This is a genomic window from Pseudomonas sp. UBA5568 (genome assembly GCF_002425525.1).
GTDB classification, from domain to species: Bacteria; Pseudomonadota; Gammaproteobacteria; order Pseudomonadales; family Pseudomonadaceae; genus Aquipseudomonas; species Aquipseudomonas fulva.
Window position 1 is genome coordinate 121,592 of record NZ_DIMK01000014.1, and the last position, 15,415, is coordinate 137,006.

14 protein-coding genes and 2 pseudogenes are annotated in these 15,415 nt (G+C 63.0%); 8 read left to right on the plus strand and 8 right to left on the minus strand.

The window, feature by feature from the left end; genetic code table 11:
• From B2S33_RS04450 to B2S33_RS04460, 3 genes and pseudogenes are all read right to left on the minus strand, one after another.
• Positions 1 to 1,890: pseudogene (locus B2S33_RS04450) on the minus strand (autotransporter domain-containing protein); the annotation flags it as partial.
• 325 nt (positions 1,891 to 2,215) lie between these two features.
• Positions 2,216 to 2,938 carry a FadR/GntR family transcriptional regulator gene (locus B2S33_RS04455; protein WP_027916052.1) on the minus strand — a complete coding sequence of 241 codons (723 nt, stop codon included), beginning with the start codon at positions 2,936 to 2,938 and terminating at the stop codon, positions 2,216 to 2,218.
• A gap of 234 nt (positions 2,939 to 3,172) precedes the next feature.
• Positions 3,173 to 4,906, minus strand: a complete 1,734-nt coding sequence (locus B2S33_RS04460) for an IlvD/Edd family dehydratase (protein ID WP_028686407.1) — start codon at positions 4,904 to 4,906, stop codon at positions 3,173 to 3,175.
• A gap of 184 nt (positions 4,907 to 5,090) precedes the next feature.
• Between B2S33_RS04460 and B2S33_RS04465 the strand changes: the two genes are divergently transcribed.
• From B2S33_RS04465 to B2S33_RS04475, 3 genes and pseudogenes are all read left to right on the plus strand, one after another.
• The gene (locus B2S33_RS04465) at positions 5,091 to 6,398 is read left to right on the plus strand and encodes an MFS transporter (protein ID WP_027916050.1); all 1,308 of its coding nucleotides are present in this window, start codon (positions 5,091 to 5,093) and stop codon (positions 6,396 to 6,398) included.
• Positions 6,399 to 6,427: 29 nt separating this feature from the next.
• The gene (araD1, locus tag B2S33_RS04470) at positions 6,428 to 7,417 is read left to right on the plus strand and encodes an AraD1 family protein (RefSeq protein WP_288649933.1); all 990 of its coding nucleotides are present in this window, start codon (positions 6,428 to 6,430) and stop codon (positions 7,415 to 7,417) included.
• 88 nt (positions 7,418 to 7,505) lie between these two features.
• Positions 7,506 to 9,064 (plus strand): annotated as a pseudogene (locus B2S33_RS04475) (aldehyde dehydrogenase (NADP(+))).
• A gap of 74 nt (positions 9,065 to 9,138) precedes the next feature.
• On the opposite strand, the gene B2S33_RS04480 reads toward B2S33_RS04475, so the two are convergent.
• The 3 genes from B2S33_RS04480 to B2S33_RS04490 form a co-directional block, all read right to left on the minus strand.
• On the minus strand, positions 9,139 to 10,302 hold the full coding sequence (locus B2S33_RS04480; RefSeq protein ID WP_288649934.1) for an AAA family ATPase: 1,164 nt from the start codon (positions 10,300 to 10,302) through the stop codon (positions 9,139 to 9,141).
• A gap of 107 nt (positions 10,303 to 10,409) precedes the next feature.
• On the minus strand, positions 10,410 to 10,796 hold the full coding sequence (locus tag B2S33_RS04485; RefSeq protein WP_027916046.1) for a cupin domain-containing protein: 387 nt from the start codon (positions 10,794 to 10,796) through the stop codon (positions 10,410 to 10,412).
• A gap of 29 nt (positions 10,797 to 10,825) precedes the next feature.
• Positions 10,826 to 11,692, minus strand: a complete 867-nt coding sequence (locus tag B2S33_RS04490; RefSeq protein ID WP_242809531.1) for an AraC family transcriptional regulator — start codon at positions 11,690 to 11,692, stop codon at positions 10,826 to 10,828.
• Positions 11,693 to 11,770: 78 nt separating this feature from the next.
• Between B2S33_RS04490 and B2S33_RS04495 the strand changes: the two genes are divergently transcribed.
• Complete coding sequence (locus B2S33_RS04495) at positions 11,771 to 11,941, plus strand: DUF2986 domain-containing protein (protein ID WP_080992843.1); 171 nt, start codon at positions 11,771 to 11,773, stop codon at positions 11,939 to 11,941.
• Between the two features lie 3 nt (positions 11,942 to 11,944).
• Here the strand turns inward: B2S33_RS04495 and B2S33_RS04500 are convergent, their stop codons facing one another.
• Positions 11,945 to 12,451, minus strand: coding sequence for a GNAT family N-acetyltransferase (locus B2S33_RS04500; RefSeq protein WP_027916044.1), 507 nt, complete (start codon positions 12,449 to 12,451; stop codon positions 11,945 to 11,947).
• A 222-nt stretch (positions 12,452 to 12,673) separates the two neighbouring features.
• On the opposite strand from B2S33_RS04500, the gene B2S33_RS04505 reads away from it, so the two are divergent.
• Both B2S33_RS04505 and B2S33_RS04510 read left to right on the plus strand, forming a co-directional pair.
• Positions 12,674 to 13,735 (plus strand): aldo/keto reductase, encoded by a 1,062-nt coding sequence (locus tag B2S33_RS04505; RefSeq protein WP_288501558.1) that lies wholly within the window; start codon positions 12,674 to 12,676, stop codon positions 13,733 to 13,735.
• A 119-nt stretch (positions 13,736 to 13,854) separates the two neighbouring features.
• Positions 13,855 to 14,079, plus strand: coding sequence for a hypothetical protein (locus B2S33_RS04510; RefSeq protein WP_027916042.1), 225 nt, complete (start codon positions 13,855 to 13,857; stop codon positions 14,077 to 14,079).
• A 135-nt stretch (positions 14,080 to 14,214) separates the two neighbouring features.
• Here the strand turns inward: B2S33_RS04510 and B2S33_RS04515 are convergent, their stop codons facing one another.
• Complete coding sequence (locus B2S33_RS04515; RefSeq protein WP_288501557.1) at positions 14,215 to 14,673, minus strand: GNAT family N-acetyltransferase; 459 nt, start codon at positions 14,671 to 14,673, stop codon at positions 14,215 to 14,217.
• Between the two features lie 112 nt (positions 14,674 to 14,785).
• Here B2S33_RS04515 and B2S33_RS04520 point away from each other — a divergent pair, with 112 nt between their 5' ends.
• Both B2S33_RS04520 and B2S33_RS04525 read left to right on the plus strand, forming a co-directional pair.
• Positions 14,786 to 14,974, plus strand: coding sequence for a hypothetical protein (locus tag B2S33_RS04520; RefSeq protein WP_145279451.1), 189 nt, complete (start codon positions 14,786 to 14,788; stop codon positions 14,972 to 14,974).
• 109 nt (positions 14,975 to 15,083) lie between these two features.
• Positions 15,084 to 15,401: a hypothetical protein gene (locus B2S33_RS04525; protein WP_027915713.1), complete on the plus strand. Its 318-nt coding sequence runs from the start codon at positions 15,084 to 15,086 to the stop codon at positions 15,399 to 15,401.
• Positions 15,402 to 15,415: the final 14 nt, after the last annotated feature.

Genomic DNA, 15,415 nt, shown 5'->3' on the forward strand with positions numbered 1-15,415 from the left:
AGGTGGCTCGACCGGCGGCTGTACCGGGGGTTCCACGGGTGGCTCGACCGGGGGCTGCACCGGGGGCTCGACGGGCGGTTCTACAGGCGGCTGCACCGGGGGTTGGACAGGTGGCTCGACCGGCGGCTGCACGGGCGGCTGCACGGGCGGCTGCACGGGCGGCTCGACCGGGGGCTCTACAGGTGGCTGTACCGGCGGTTCCACGGGAGGCTCCACAGGCGGCTCCACAGGTGGTTCGACAGGCGGTGTAGTGCCTTTCTGCGCAATGGTCAGGTTCAGTTCATTGGCGGTGCGCTGCAGGCTGACATTGAGAAATGCCGAGTTGGTGAACGCCTGCGCATACGCGGTACCTGCTGCTGCGCCCTCCACCACGCCGCCCTGGGCGGCCAGCAGGGTGTAGGTCTGGCCGGTCTGATAGCTTTGCGCATCGTTGAGGGTGGTCACGTCTACACGCGTACCGCGCAGGGTTGCGCTGCCGCTGACGTTAACCCGGTCGGCGCCGCCATTGCCTGCAATGTCGGCGGCGTACCTGGAGCCTTCGGCCATGTCCAGGTCGCCCTTGATGTTCAAGGTGCCGAGTGCCGCTTCACCTGGCGACAGCGTACCGCCCGAGGCTACCTGCGTGCTCCCGACCTGTCCGTTACCGGCCAGCACGCCACCTGCCAGTACTTGGGCACGGTTGCTGTAGTTGCCAGAAGCGTCGGTATGCCCGACGGTACCGTTGACCACCAAGGTGCCGTTGCCCACACTCAGCAATGACGTGCCTCGTGGGTTGGTCTGGTCTACATCGCCGTCGAGTACCAGCCGCCCGCCACGCACTACCGTGCTGCCGGAAAGGCCCGTCAGGTCGCCGCCCAAGGTGGTGTCGCCACTGAACGCGTACACACGGCCCGCGCCACTGATGCGGTTGTTCACTTGCAGGTTGCTGTCGGTATGGTTGAACGCCAGCGCACCGCTGCCGGCGCCGAAGCGAATGGCGGTTTGCGGATCGAGACGGCCCGCCGCCTGGGCAGAACCGGCGCTGATGGCATCGATGTCGGTACGCGCATCGTCCCGCACGACGGCACCACCGATGCTTAGCGTGCCACGGGCGGCGGAGTTGATGCTGGTCAGCTCGCTGATGTCGATGCCGTCGGCGCTGCTCAGCTCGGCGCCGTTGGACAGGGTCAGGATGGTGCTGGATGTCGTGGTGCCCAGCGTCATGGCGCGCGTGGCCAGACGGGTGCCTTCACCGGAGACATTGACCTGGGTGTTACGGCTGACGTTGGCCGAGCCCAGCGCCATGGAGTCGCTGGTCAATACGGCGCCGTCGCTCAGGCTCAGGTCGTTGCGGTTTCTGAAGGTGCCGGTGTTGTCCCAGCGGGTGCCAGCGCCCGACAGTTCGCTGATCGAGTTGATGGCCACGCGCTCACTGACCAGTTGCCCACCATCCTTGAGGTTGATGCGCGAGTCGTACAGGAACACGCCACCGGACGTGACGTTGACGGTGTCTACTTTCGAGCCCTGGCCGCTGACCAGCAGGTTGGCCCGCGACAGGGCGTTGCCGGCATTGCCATTGTCACTCAATTGCAGGTCCCGCACCGACACCTGCCCACCGCCAAGCACGTTGAGAGTACCTTGCCCGGCGCCACCAATCACGATGGTGTTACCCAGCACCGCGCCGGTGCGTGGCACGTTCCAGCGCGTACCAGGGCCCTGCACGATGACCGTGGCCATCGCCGTGCTGGCCGCGTCGTTGGTGGACGACCCACCGATTCGGCCGCCGAAGCTGGTGACCTGGGCGCCATTGTTGAGCGTAAGCGTGGACGGCGTGCCGTTGCTGGGGCGCAGCACCACAGCGCCGTCAATGCCTCGGTCGCTGCTGAAGGTGTCCTGACCGCTGTCGAGCACATAGTCGGCCGCGTACGCGCCGGGTGCCATGGCGAGCGTTATCGCGAAGGTGAGGGGGGATAGCTTGAATAAGGGATTCATAACGACTCCGGAGACTCCATGAGATGCCACCTGCGTGGCCACCGAGCCCGAAGGGCTCGGTGTTCCTGTATACGGCGGTTAACAGGGGGAGTATCGGGAGCGACCCAAGACCGTGAAATAGTACGAGTGTGCTAGTGGGGCGCCCACTGTGACGCACTGCACACTTCGCAGCCACAGGTGGCCGATCCGCCGCGTTCAAAGGCTGTTACGCCAGTAATGGCCTTTTGGTTATGGCCCTAGGCCCTCAGCTCGCCGGGTCCTGCCCCAGCACCTTGCTCAGCGCCACACGGGCATCTTCGAGCTGCACCAGGGAGGCATGCCGGGCGCCAAGCGCATCGCCGTTCTGGATAGCCGTCAAAATGGCTTTGTGCCGGGGGAGGGCGAGCTCATCGAAATTCGGGCGCTGGTTGGAAAAACGCACCGATTCGCGCAATGCCATCGACAGCATGTTGCACAGGTAGGCGAGCAGGTCATTGTGGGTGGCGTCGGCAATACGGGCATGAAAGTCCAGGTCTGGCTGCAGCCGCTCATCCGGGGTACGCGCTGCCTCCATTCGTTGATAAGCCTCGCCAATCGACGCTACGTCCTCTGTCGTGGCATTGGTGGCGGCCAAGGCGGCGGCAGCGGGCTCAATGACCCAGCGCACGCTGGACAGGGTATTGAAGAACTCCTGTTGCGGCGTTGCCTGCATCAGCCAGTGCAGCACATCGGGGTCGAGCATGTGCCAGTCATGGCGGGGTCTGACCAGGGTGCCGACGCGGGGGCGCGCTTCTACCAGGCCCTTGGCCGTGAGGGCGCGCATGGCCTCGCGAAACACCGGCCGACTGATCGCGTAGGTTTCGCACAGGCTTGCCTCGGACGGCAGCTTCTGCCCTGGGGCGAGTTGGCCGGACACGATCTGCAGGCCCAGGTCCTGGACCAAGGTAGCGTGCATGCTCTTGCGCGTTGAGGGCTGGCGGTAGTTCATGGGGGTTGTGCGAGGTCCTTCTGGCGGGGCTCGCATCATAGCACTGATAAATGCAGGGCTGTTTTGCAGCGCCTTGAGGGCGGACAGAGGTGGTCCCTGCGGGCCTCGGCGCTCTAGCGGGCGCGGGAGCTGTCGGTGCATGGACGGCTCCACGGCGTTCAAGCGGCAAGCGGCACTGTGCGCCCCCGGTTGTATCGAGCCAGTCACGGCCCCGCTTGGGGTAATTTCCCTGGGCTAGTGAGAGTGCTTGGGCACCGCCGCCCCGCGGCAGCCGACGAGAAAGTCGAAGTCGCAGCCCTCATCGGCCTGCATCACATGGTCCAGATAGAGCTTGGCATACCCCCCGGTAATCAGCTGTGGCGGTGGCTGCAGATCCGCCAGGCGGCCGGCCAGCTCCTGCTCGTCGATGTCCAGGTGCAAGCGGCCTTGCTGGCAGTCCAGCTCGATCCAGTCGCCTTCGCGTACCACGGCCAGGGGCCCACCTGCGGCAGCCTCTGGCGCAACGTGCAGCACTACGGTGCCGTAGGCCGTGCCACTCATGCGCGCGTCTGAGATGCGCACCATGTCGGTTACGCCTTGGGCAAGCAGCTTGGCCGGCAGCCCCATGTTGCCCACCTCGGCCATGCCGGGATAACCCTTGGGCCCGCAATATTTCATCACCAGGATCGAGTTGGCGTCCACATCCAGGTCTGGGTCGTTGATGCGAGCCTTGTAGTCCTCGAAGTGCTCGAAGACCACGGCGCGCCCCCGATGCTGCATCAGCGCAGGCGTGGCCGCCGAAGGCTTGAGCACTGCGCCCTTGGGCGCTAGGTTGCCCCGCAGGATGCAGATACCGCCGTCGGCCACCAGGGGTTTGTCCAGCGGGCGGATGACGTGCTCATCATAAAGTGGCGCGGTGTGGCAGTTGTCCCACAGGCTTTTACCGTTTGCGGTCAGCGCAGTCGGGTTGGGCAGCAGCCCATGCTCCCCCAGGCGACGAATCACGGCCGGCAGACCGCCGGCGTAATAGAACTCCTCCATCAGGAAACGCCCCGAAGGTTGCAGGTCGACCAGCGTCGGCGTACCCCGTCCCACCCGCGTCCAGTCCTCCAACTGCAGGTCTACGCCAATGCGCCCGGCGATGGCCTTGAGGTGAATGACGGCGTTGGTCGAGCCACCAATGGCGGCGTTCACTCGGATGGCATTTTCGAAGGCTTCGCGGGTGAGGATTTTCGACAGCCGCAAGTCTTCGCGCACCATGTCCACGATGCGCATGCCCGACAAGTGCGCCAACACGTAACGGCGCGCGTCCACGGCAGGGATGGCGGCGTTGTGCGGCAGCGAAGTGCCCAGCGCCTCAGCCATGCAGGCCATGGTCGAAGCCGTACCCATGGTGTTGCAGGTGCCGGCTGAGCGCGACATGCCTGCCTCGGCAGAGAGAAATTCGTTCAGGTCGATGTGGCCGGCCTTATAGGCCTCGTGCATCTGCCACACGATAGTGCCGGCGCCAATATCCTTGCCTTTGTGCTTGCCGTTGAGCATCGGCCCGCCGGTCACCACGATGGCCGGAACATCACAGCTGGCCGCGCCCATCAGCAACGCAGGCGTGGTCTTGTCGCAACCGGTCAGCAGCACCACGGCATCGACCGGGTTGCCACGAATGGCTTCTTCCACATCCATGCTCGCCAGGTTGCGCGTGAGCATGGCCGTGGGGCGCAGGTTGGATTCACCGCTGGAGAACACTGGGAACTCGACCGGGAAGCCGCCTGCTTCCAACACGCCTTTCTTGACGTGCTCGGCGATCTTGCGGAAATGCGCGTTGCACGGGGTCAGCTCCGACCAGGTGTTGCAGATGCCGATGATCGGTTTGCCCTGGAACTCGTGGTCCGGAATGCCCTGGTTCTTCATCCAGCTGCGGTACATGAACCCGTTCTTGTCGGCGCTACCGAACCATTGGGCGGAGCGCAGTGAGGGCTTGCTATCGGACATGATGGACACCTTATTAGTATTACTATTTATCTTTATACCGCCAAATATATCGCCAAAAAACGCACATGTGAAGGCTTGTCGTTTTAAATAGTAATACTATAAGATCAATTTCCTAGGTCAGCGGTCTGCCAAAAAACCTCGGCCTGGTGTTGTACCCATTACAAGAACAATTGGAGACATCGCCATGATTCAGGAGCAGCGGCTCGTCCGCCTGATCACACTCAAGCTCATCCCTTTTCTGGTCCTGTTGTACCTGGTGGCCTATGTTGATCGCTCGGCGGTCGGCTTTGCCAAGCTGCACATGGGCGCCGACATTGGCCTGGGCGATGCTGCCTACGGCCTGGGCGCCGGGTTGTTCTTCATCGGCTATTTTCTGTTCGAAGTGCCCAGCAACCTGCTGCTGGACCGCTTTGGCGCACGCCGCTGGTTTGCGCGCATCTTGCTTACGTGGGGCGCCATCACCATTGGCATGGCATTCGTGACCGGGCCGAACGGCTTCTATGTGATGCGCTTTCTGCTAGGGGCAGCCGAGGCGGGGTTCTTTCCGGGGGTGCTGTACTACATCACTCAGTGGTACCCCGTGCGTCATCGCGGCAAAATTCTGGGTTTGTTCATCCTTTCCCAGCCCTTGGCGATGCTGGTCACAGGGCCGCTTTCCGGCGCATTGCTGGGTCTGGACGGCACCTATGGCCTGCACGGCTGGCAATGGCTGTTCATCTGCATCGGGACCCCTGCGGTGCTGTTGGCCTGGCCCACGCTGCGCCTGCTGCCCGATGGCCCGGCCAAGGTACGCTGGCTCAGCGACGCGCAACGCACCTGGTTGCAGGAACAGCTGGCCGATGACCTGCGTGAATACGGCCAGACCCGCCACGGCAACCCGCTGCATGCACTCAAGGACAGCCGCGTGCTGCTGTTGGCGCTGTTCTACCTGCCCATGACCCTGAGCATCTACGGGCTCGGGTTGTGGCTGCCCACCTTGATCCACCAGTTCGGCGGCAGCGACTTGGTCACCGGTTTCGTGTCGGCGGTGCCCTACCTGTTCGGCATCATTGGTTTGCTGGTCGTGCCGCGCAGCTCGGACCGCCTCAACGACCGTTACGGTCATCTTGGCCTGCTGTATGCCCTGGCCGCAGCGGGGCTGTTCCTCAGCGCCTGGTTGAGCGTGCCGGCGTTGCAACTGGCGGCACTGTGCCTGGTGGCGTTCGCCTTGTTTTCGTGCACGGCGATCTTCTGGACCCTGCCTGGGCGATTCTTCTCCGGGGCCAGCGCTGCGGCCGGCATTGCCTTGATCAACTCGATCGGCAACCTGGGCGGCTACCTGGGCCCATTTGGCATCGGCGCCTTGAAAGAACACACAGGTCACCTGTCGTCCGGGCTGTATTTCCTGGCCCTGGTCACCCTGTTTGGGGTGCTGCTTACCGGGGTTGTCTACACCCGGCTGGAGCGCCGACAGCGTGATGCGGCCGCTCAAGTGGCCGGCGCCTCCCGATAATTTTTCGCAACCGACAAGCGAGTACGACCATGCGATTGATCCAATTCGAAACCGCCACCGGCCAGCGCCATGTCGGCGTGGTGGAAGGTGAGTACGTGTTGCGCGTATGTGGCACCGACACCACCCGCGAGCTGGCCCAGCAGGCCATTGCCGCTGGCCGGACCCTGGCCGACCACGTGCAGATATTGAGCCTGGGTGAGCGTCACGATTACCGGGCGCTGTTGGCCGAGGGCCGGGTGCTGCCGCCGCTGGATCACCCCGATCCTGCCCATTGCCTGGTGACCGGCACTGGCCTGACCCACTTGGGTAGCGCCGCCACGCGCGACAAGATGCATCAGCAGCAGGCCCAGGACGCCGTGACCGACAGCATGCGCATGTTCCAATGGGGCATGGAAGGCGGCCGGCCCCCTGCAGGGCAGGTGGGCGCACAGCCGGAATGGTTCTACAAGGGCGACGGTGCCATCGTCGTGCGCCCGGGGGCGGACCTGCCGCTGCCGGCGTTCGCCGAGGATGCCGGAGAAGAGCCTGAGTTGGTCGGCCTGTACCTGATCGGCCCTGATGGCACGCCCTATCGCCTGGGCTACGCGCTGGGCAACGAGTTCTCCGACCATGTGATGGAGCGGCGTAACTACCTTTATCTGGCCCACTCGAAGCTGCGCGCCTGCAGTTTCGGACCGGAGCTACGGCTGGGTGCGCTGCCGGCGGACCTCGAAGGGACCAGCCGCATCCTGCGTGATGGCCAACCGGTATGGAGCAAGCCCTTTCTGTCGGGTGAGCAGAACATGTGCCACAGCTTCGAGAACCTGGAGTTCCATCACTTCAAATACGACCAGTTCCTGCGACCTGGCGATATTCATGTGCACTACTTCGGCACCGCGACGCTGTCGTTCGCCGACGGCATCCAGGCTCAGCCCGGCGATACCTTCGAAATCAGCCTGCCGGCCTTCGGCGAGCCGCTGCGCAACGGCATTGCGCCAGCAGCCAAGCAGGTGCGGCCAGGGACGGTGAAAAGCCTGTAAGCCTACCTCTGTCATTCAGGGTACGTACCCCGTGGCCCAGGGAAGCGGTCACGTGCGGCCACTTCAATCTCGTAACTCAGGAGTCATCATGACTGGAAGCAATTTCATTGGCGGCCAACGCAGCGCCGCGGGCAGCGTGCGCCTGCACAGCCTCGACGCCTGCACCGGGGAGGCCCTGCCGGTCACCTTCAGCCAGGCTACCCCCGAAGAAGTGGACGCAGCAGCCCAGGCCGCCGAAGCCGCTTTCCCCGTATACAGTGCCCTGGCGCCCGAGCGCCGCGCGCAGTTTCTCGACGCTATCGCCGATCAGCTCGATGCATTGGACGACACCTTCGTCGCCACCGTATGCCGAGAAACCGCCTTGCCAGCAGGGCGTATCCAAGGCGAGCGTGCNNGCGCCAATTCGCCAAGGTGCTGCGGCGCGGCGACTTTCTTGGCGCCCGCATCGATCGCGCACAACCCCAACGCCAGCCGCTGCCACGGCCTGACCTGCGTCAGTACCGCACCGGCCTGGGTCCGGTGGCGGTATTCGGCGCCAGCAATTTTCCCTTGGCCTTTTCCACGGCCGGTGGCGACACCGCCGCTGCGCTGGCGGCAGGGTGCCCGGTGGTGGTCAAGGCGCACAGCGGGCACATGGCCACGGCCGAGTGGGTCGGCGAAGCCATCGAGCGGGCCGCTGTGGCGACCGGTATGCCCGCTGGCGTGTTCAACATGATCTACGGTGGGGGGGTAGGTGAGGCCTTGGTGCGCCATCCGATGATTCAAGCCGTAGGCTTTACTGGCTCGCTCAAAGGTGGGCGTGCCCTGTGCGACATGGCGGCTGCTCGTGCGCAGCCGATACCGGTGTTTGCCGAAATGAGCAGCATCAACCCGGTGCTGGTGCTGCCAGGTGCGCTGCAAGCGCGTGGCGCACAGATCGCCCGGGAGCTGGCCAACTCGGTGGTGATGGGGTGTGGGCAGTTTTGCACCAACCCGGGGCTGGTCATCGGTATCGCTGGCCAAGCCTTCAGCGACTTCCTGGCGCAATTAGGCGCGCACCTGGGTGACGAGCCTAGCCAGACCATGCTCAATGCCGGAACCCTGCGCAGCTATTGCGCCGGCGTCCAGCGCCTGCACCAGCACCCAGGGATACGCCACCTGGCCGGGTCCGCACAGGAAGGCAACCAAGCCCAGCCCCAGTTGTTCATGGCGCAGGCGAGCCTTTTGTTGCAGGGCGATGAAGTGCTTCAGGAAGAAGTGTTCGGACCTACCACGGTCGCCATCGAAGTGGCTGACGAAGCCGAACTGCGCCGGGCCCTCGAAGCGCTGCAGGGGCAACTGACGGCCACGTTGGTCGCTGAGGCTGAAGATATCCAGCGCTTCGCCGCGCTGGTACCGGTGTTGCAGCGCAAGGCCGGGCGCCTGCTGGTCAATGGCTACCCGACTGGCGTCGAAGTGTGCGAGGCGATGGTGCACGGCGGGCCTTACCCCGCTACATCCGATGCGCGCGGTACTTCCGTAGGCACCCTGGCTATCGACCGCTTCCTGCGGCCCGTCTGCTTTCAAGACTATCCGGACGCGCTGCTGCCCGACGCCCTCAAGGACGCCAACCCGCTGGGCCTGCTGCGCCTGATCGACGGGCAGCATAGCCGCGAGGCGCTTGCATGAAGGCTTGACGGTACTGGTACCTGAGTGTGTGCCGTCTGGTGAGGGTCAGGCGGCGCTTGCTTGATGAACCCCATTCAGTCAGTCCACCGCCACAGCGGCTCGTCCAGCAGGCCCACGTCTTTGAGTTGCGTCTTGCCTTGCACCTTGTCCAGGGCTAGCAGGTTGCAATCCTCACATTGGCTGAGGGCTTCGATCAATGGCGCGCTGTGCGACACGACCCACACCTGGCTGTGCTCGGACGCGCGAATGATCAGCCGGGCCAAGGCCGGCAGCAAGGCTACATGCAGACTGGTCTCCGGCTCATTGAGCACCATCAGGGCCGGTGGCCTGGGCGTCAGCAGGGCGGTCATCAGCAGAAGATAGCGTAAGGTCCCATCCGAAAGTTCTGCGCAGGTCAATGGCCTGAGCAATCCATGCTGGAGCAGCCGTACGCAGAATAGCCCGCCAGGGGGAGCATCGATGTCCAGGCGGCTGCCGGGGAACGCGTCCTCCAGCGCGGCATTGAGGCCTTCCACGTCACCGATTTCAATGATGGTCTGCAAGGCGGGGGCAAGGTTACGCCCGTCATGATGCAGCACTGGCGAGCGGGTGCCCAATTGGGGCTGGCGGCAGGGTGCATCCCGATCGATCCGAAAGTGATCGTAAAAACGCCAACTGTTGATGAAGGCGCGCAACTGCCCGATTTCCGGTGCCTGCCGTGGGCGGCCCACCACACTGAAGAACCTTTCGCTACTGTCGGCATGCTGATCAAGTATTGTCCAGGCGTTACCTTCACGAGCCTTCACCAACGCATTCTTGCGCTCGACCAGCGCCGAGGCAGGTCGGTAAGCCCCACCTGCCCAGATGGTCTCACTTTTGATTTCCGGATCGAGGATGAAGGCTGAGGGGTAAGCCAGGGGGATGGGCAATCCCAAGGAGATGGCGAATCCGTAATCCTCGGTGGCAAAGCCCAGCCGCAGGCGACGGGCATCGCGCGGGTGCTGCCCCTGGATCGGCACTTCACCGCGCATCATGCGTGCACTCGGTTCCGGGCCCGCCCACCAGGTCGAGTCCAGCCCACCTTCGCGGGCGAGTGCCTGGATGACCCCGCCCTGTGCCGTTTCGGCCAGCAGGCGCAGCGCTTTGTACAGATTCGACTTGCCGCTGCCGTTGGCTCCGGTTACCACGTTGAGCTGGCCCAGTGGCAGGACAAGGTGATTGATGGAGCGATAATTGCTGATGGCCAGGGTAGTGAGCATGGCGTTCTTCCCATCGACGATGGTGCAAGTTTGGCCTCAATCAAGCACCGAGGCCAACCCTTGCCCATGTCGACCAGCCGACGCGGGCCAATCGCTGACGGCGATGGCTAGATCCACAGATCATTAGGCGCCGTGCGCTCACCGCCCTCATGGCCAGTGTTGAGGACGCCACATGGCTCGATCATCAGCAGCTTGGCCTCGCCCTCGGCCGCTGTTCGATGCTGTACACCCCGCGGCACCACGAACAACTCGCCGGGCGCTACATGGACGCTGCGTTGCGGCAGATCGATGCGCAGCGTCCCTTCGAGTACCAGAAAGGCTTCATCGGTTTCCGGGTGCGCATGCCAGATGAATTCCCCTTCGATGCGTACAACCTTGAACTGGTAGTCGTTCATCTGTGCAACAACCCTGGGGCTCCATTGGCTGTCGATCATCGACGCTTTCTGGTTCAGGTTTATCGGATGGGGCTGAGTGTGTTGACTGGATTCGTACATGGTGGTTACTCCTGGTTGGAGCACGCAGCCTATTGCAGCTCAGTGTCTGCATGCTTGTACGATCCTGCACGTTGCTGCCCTGGCCGCAGGCGTTCGAGCCAGCGTAGCGGCGACACCCCATAACTGCGGGTGAAGTGTCGGGTCATGTGGCTCTGATCGTGAAAGCCTGCCGCCAAGGCAGCGTCGACCAGGGTGAAGCCATCGAGCAACAACCGACGCACATTGTCCAGTCGCCTCAGGGTGACGAAGCGATAAGGGCTGGTGCCGTACAGGGCCCGAAAGTCCCGAGACAGGCTCCATTGCTCACGGCCGCTGGCGTGCTCGAGCATCTCCAGGGTGATGCCCAGGTGCAGGTGCTCCAGAATGAACGCCTTGGCGCGTTCGGCGGACCGGTAATCCAGGCGCTTGCGCCCGCGTGGCTTGCCCGCGACAGCGCGCAGCGCCATGGCCAGGTCATAGATGGCGTCTTGCTCTTCCAGCTGCTCGAGGGGATGGTCCACAGCCTGCACAAACGGTTCGCTAGCATGGAACAGGCGCGGGTCACTGGAAAGCCCGCCAGGCACGAACGGTAGCGGCTGCCCGCCCAGTGCGGCCTGAATCAGCGCAGGGTCGATGTAGGCCATGCGGTAGCGAAAACCTGCCTCGGTGCCGGCCATGCCGTCGTGCAATTCATCGGGGTGCAACACCAGCGTGTTGCCCGCAATGCCGTGGCACAACGAGCCTTTGTAATGAAAGCTCTGTACCCCGGCCAAGGTACGGCCGACGGAGTAGGTGTCATGCCGATGAGGATCATAGCCATGACTACCGAACCACGCTTCGATCCGCTCGACAGCCCCATGTTGCTGGCTGCGGATGACCCAGTCCGAAACCGGGGGCATGTTGGACGAACGTTTCATGGCACAGGCCCCGGCGGTTCACGGAAAGGAAAGACAACGCGCTATCATAAGCCCCAATCCACCTCACCAGAACCCACCATGAACCGTCAGAAGAAAATCAAGCAACTGCTCAAGGCACACGCCAAGAAGGCCAGTGCCAAGCTGGCACCGCGCAGTACCAAGCCCAAGTACATCAGCAAGGCCGATCGCGAGAAGCTGGCGCTGCAAGCGGCCGCGGATGCCGCAGCGCAGCGCGATTCGCAGGCCTGAACCTCAGGCGTCTGACAGGGTTTCTTCCTGCTTGTAGATCCTGAAGCCGCGCGCCTGGTAATTGCCCAGCGCGGCAGGGTGATCCAGGGTGCAGGTATGCACCCATACACGCTGCGTGCCGGGCCAAGCCCAGGCGCTACGCACCGCCTGGCTCAACAGCGGACCGCCAAAGCCTGCGCCCAGAAATTGCGGGGCCAAGCCGAAGTAGCGGATCTCGGCGTTGCTCCCGTCAGGGCGATACAGTTCGTAATAACCGGCAATGGCGCCCCGGTGATAAGCCACCCAGGTGCGGTGAGCTTCCTGCTCGACCTGCGCCTGCCACTGCGCCTCGCTCCAGGCGTCCAGGTCGCCCCACGACCAGGGCGTGCCGACCAACGTGTACAGAAAGCGGTTGAAGGCAGGTTGTGGCACCTCGCATTCGACGATATGCAAATCCGGGCGCTGGGGCTTTTCCACCAGTTCGTCTGGCGAGGTCATTTCAAGGTAGTACGTGGTGCAGGGTGTTTGCATCGTTCATCTCGCGTCATCCACTGAACAACTTGCCAGCATGTCTGTGGCTTAGCGCCTTTGCCACCTGCGGATGGGATCACGACAGGCGTGCTGGGTTGGCAAGCGGTCGACTGTCGTTGTTGCAAACGCTGGTTTGGCGCAGAACGCCGTCAAAAGCTTCCGATTGAACGTTTCAGCGCGCAGGTACGTCGGTATTTATAGTCTTTTGCTTTGGAGGTTTGCATGAAATATCGCGCACTCGGCAACACCGGTCTGTTGGTTTCGGAGCTGGTCATTGGCACGGTGCCTTTCGGCGGACGAGGCTCGTTCGAGAAAACCGGCAGCGTCGATGTGGACCTCGCCAAGCGCATGTTCGCGGCCGCGTTCGACGCCGGGGTCAACCTGGTGGACACCGCCGACCTGTATTCACATGGGCTGGCCGAGGAAATCGTCGGCAAGGCCTTGGGCGAGCGTCGCCAGTCGATCATCCTGGCCAGCAAGGCGCGCAGCCCGATGAGCGACAACCCCAACGACAGCGGCGCTTCGCGCTACCACCTGATTCGCGCATGCGAGGCCAGCTTGAAGCGCCTGGGGATCGACCATATCGACTTGTATCAGATCCACAATTGGGACGGCGTGACGCCAGTGGAGGAGACCCTGGCAGCACTGGATCATCTGGTGCAAAGCGGCAAGATCCGTTACTTCGGTACGTCCAACTACACTGCCTGGCAAATGATGAAAACCCTGGGCAGCGCGCAATTGAACGGCTGGCAACAGCCTGTTTCACAGCAGATCTACTACACGCCCGAATCGCGTGAGGCCGAGTACGAGTTGCTGCCGATGGCGATTGACCAAGGCTTTGCCACACTGGTCTGGGGCCCGCTGGGTGAAGGCCTGTTGACCGGCAAGGTCCGTCGTGGCCAGCAGACGCCCAAGGGCACACGTCAGGGCAATGACTGGCCGGAACCCTACGTGCACGATCGTGAGCGTGCCTACGACATCATCGAGACCTTGATCGCGGTCGGCGAACGCCACGGTTGCTCGCCGTCACGCGTCTGCCTGGCCTGGCTGAAGGATCGCCCGGGTATTACCAGCGTGATTACCGCTGGCCGCACCCTTGATCAACTGCAAGACAATCTGCAGGCGGCAGACCTTGTATTGACGCAAGAGGACCTGAAGCAGATCGAACAGGCCACACGCATCGCGCCGCAGTACCCCTACTGGCACCGCATTGCCGCTGGCATGGACCGCATCGATCCTGCTGAAGCGCCGTTCATCGAGCTGTACCGAGAGACCATGAAGTAGTCTGCGCCGCCGGATACCGGGTCGTCTTGCCTGCTTGGCGAGGCGATCTCGGTAGTTGTGTGAATTATTTCCTGTCTCACCGGTCAAGTAATGAGTCCCCAACCTAGACCGAGGTGCTCATGCACGCCTTCACTGTTCGCTACTCGCTCAATGGCAATTCGACCGACCATACTTTTGAGTTGGACCAGCCTGAGCTGGCCCTGCACGAGGCCGCCTGGCACCTGATCGTGCTGCACTTTGGCGACGGCGAGAACAGCCTGGTGATGCCTTCGGCCGACGCCACGCCCAATGAGATCCTGGCGCAGGCCGAGGTATTGGGGTTGACGGACATCGTGGTGGCCTAAGTAGCTGGCTAGTGGGCTCAAGGCGGTACTGGCTTAATCCCAGGAGGGAGCGGCCGGTCCGGCGCCCCGGCAAGACGGCTCCTACACGAGATGTGCAGGGCTTGAAAGAGCGCGCAAGGTACTCAGCACCCTAAGTCAGCTCGCAGTCATCACCTTCGCCATGACCACCGTTCGCTCGTCTCCATGGCGCACTTCACGAACGGCCGTATAACCTAGCCTGGCATAGAAACCTTGAGCAGTGAGTGAAGAAGGCACCTGCAACTGCCGGACCCCAGTGTCCCGCGCTTCTTGCTCGATGTAGCCCATCAGTTGTTCGCCAAGACCCTGGCGCTGGTAGCTCGGGTCAACGAATACACTTCTCACTACGCTCTTCTCAAGACTTGCCGTTGCGACGACCACGTCGCTCTCCAAGGCCACCCATACAACCCGCCTGTCCAGCAATTGGACCACGGCTTGGGGCGTGAAAGCGCGCGCCACGCGCGCCAATGTGGCGGCGTCATAGTCTGCTGCGTTGCTGTGGCGCAGTGCAGCCAGGATAACCCGGCTGATGCTTTCAGCGTCCAGGACGCTCGCCGCTCTGATCACCCTTGCCATCAACCTCGTCCCCCTCGATTGCGACGGACGGGCTTCAACCCAATCGAACGCCTGCGCCCGCGCTGTTCTCGAATAACTGTAGGCCTCATCCATTCTTTCGAGGTACGCGGCAATGAACAGAGATCCCATGGCACAGGACGACGCTGACGATGACATGCCCGTTTCACCGGACCCGTCGGTGAACCCTGACAACCCGACCATACCTGATCCGGACGATGATCCGCTCATGAACGAAGAGGAGGGTGGAGACATGGAGGATTCCGAGCAGCCGCCCATGGATGTGAATACGCCCAGAGAATAACGGGCGTCGTTCAGTCTCCAGCCACGCCTCGCCGATTTGCCACGGATGCCAGCGGCAACCGCTTTGACCAGACTCACGCTATTTCAGCGCCTCAATCAGGAGAATGCATATGCCGATCGACAATAATGGTCCTGCAGCACCCTACCCAGGCCCGGCGCAGAACAGCCCGGACACAGGCGAGGGGCACGGTTCAGGCCTTGAGCAGACCCCCTCGGAACCCAAGCAAGGTGCCGGCCACGCTGGCGGCGAGCGCCCCGAGGACTGGAATCCACCCCCAGGTAATCCAGGCTCTGACCAGGACAGCCAGGTGCCACGTGACAATGGTACCGCACGCACCCATGAAGACCCTGGCGCAGGGGATGCAGCGCTCGAGGAAGACATGAAGGACGTGGAAGCGAACAACTCCGTTTCGCAAGAACACCCGTGATACAGGGTTAAATC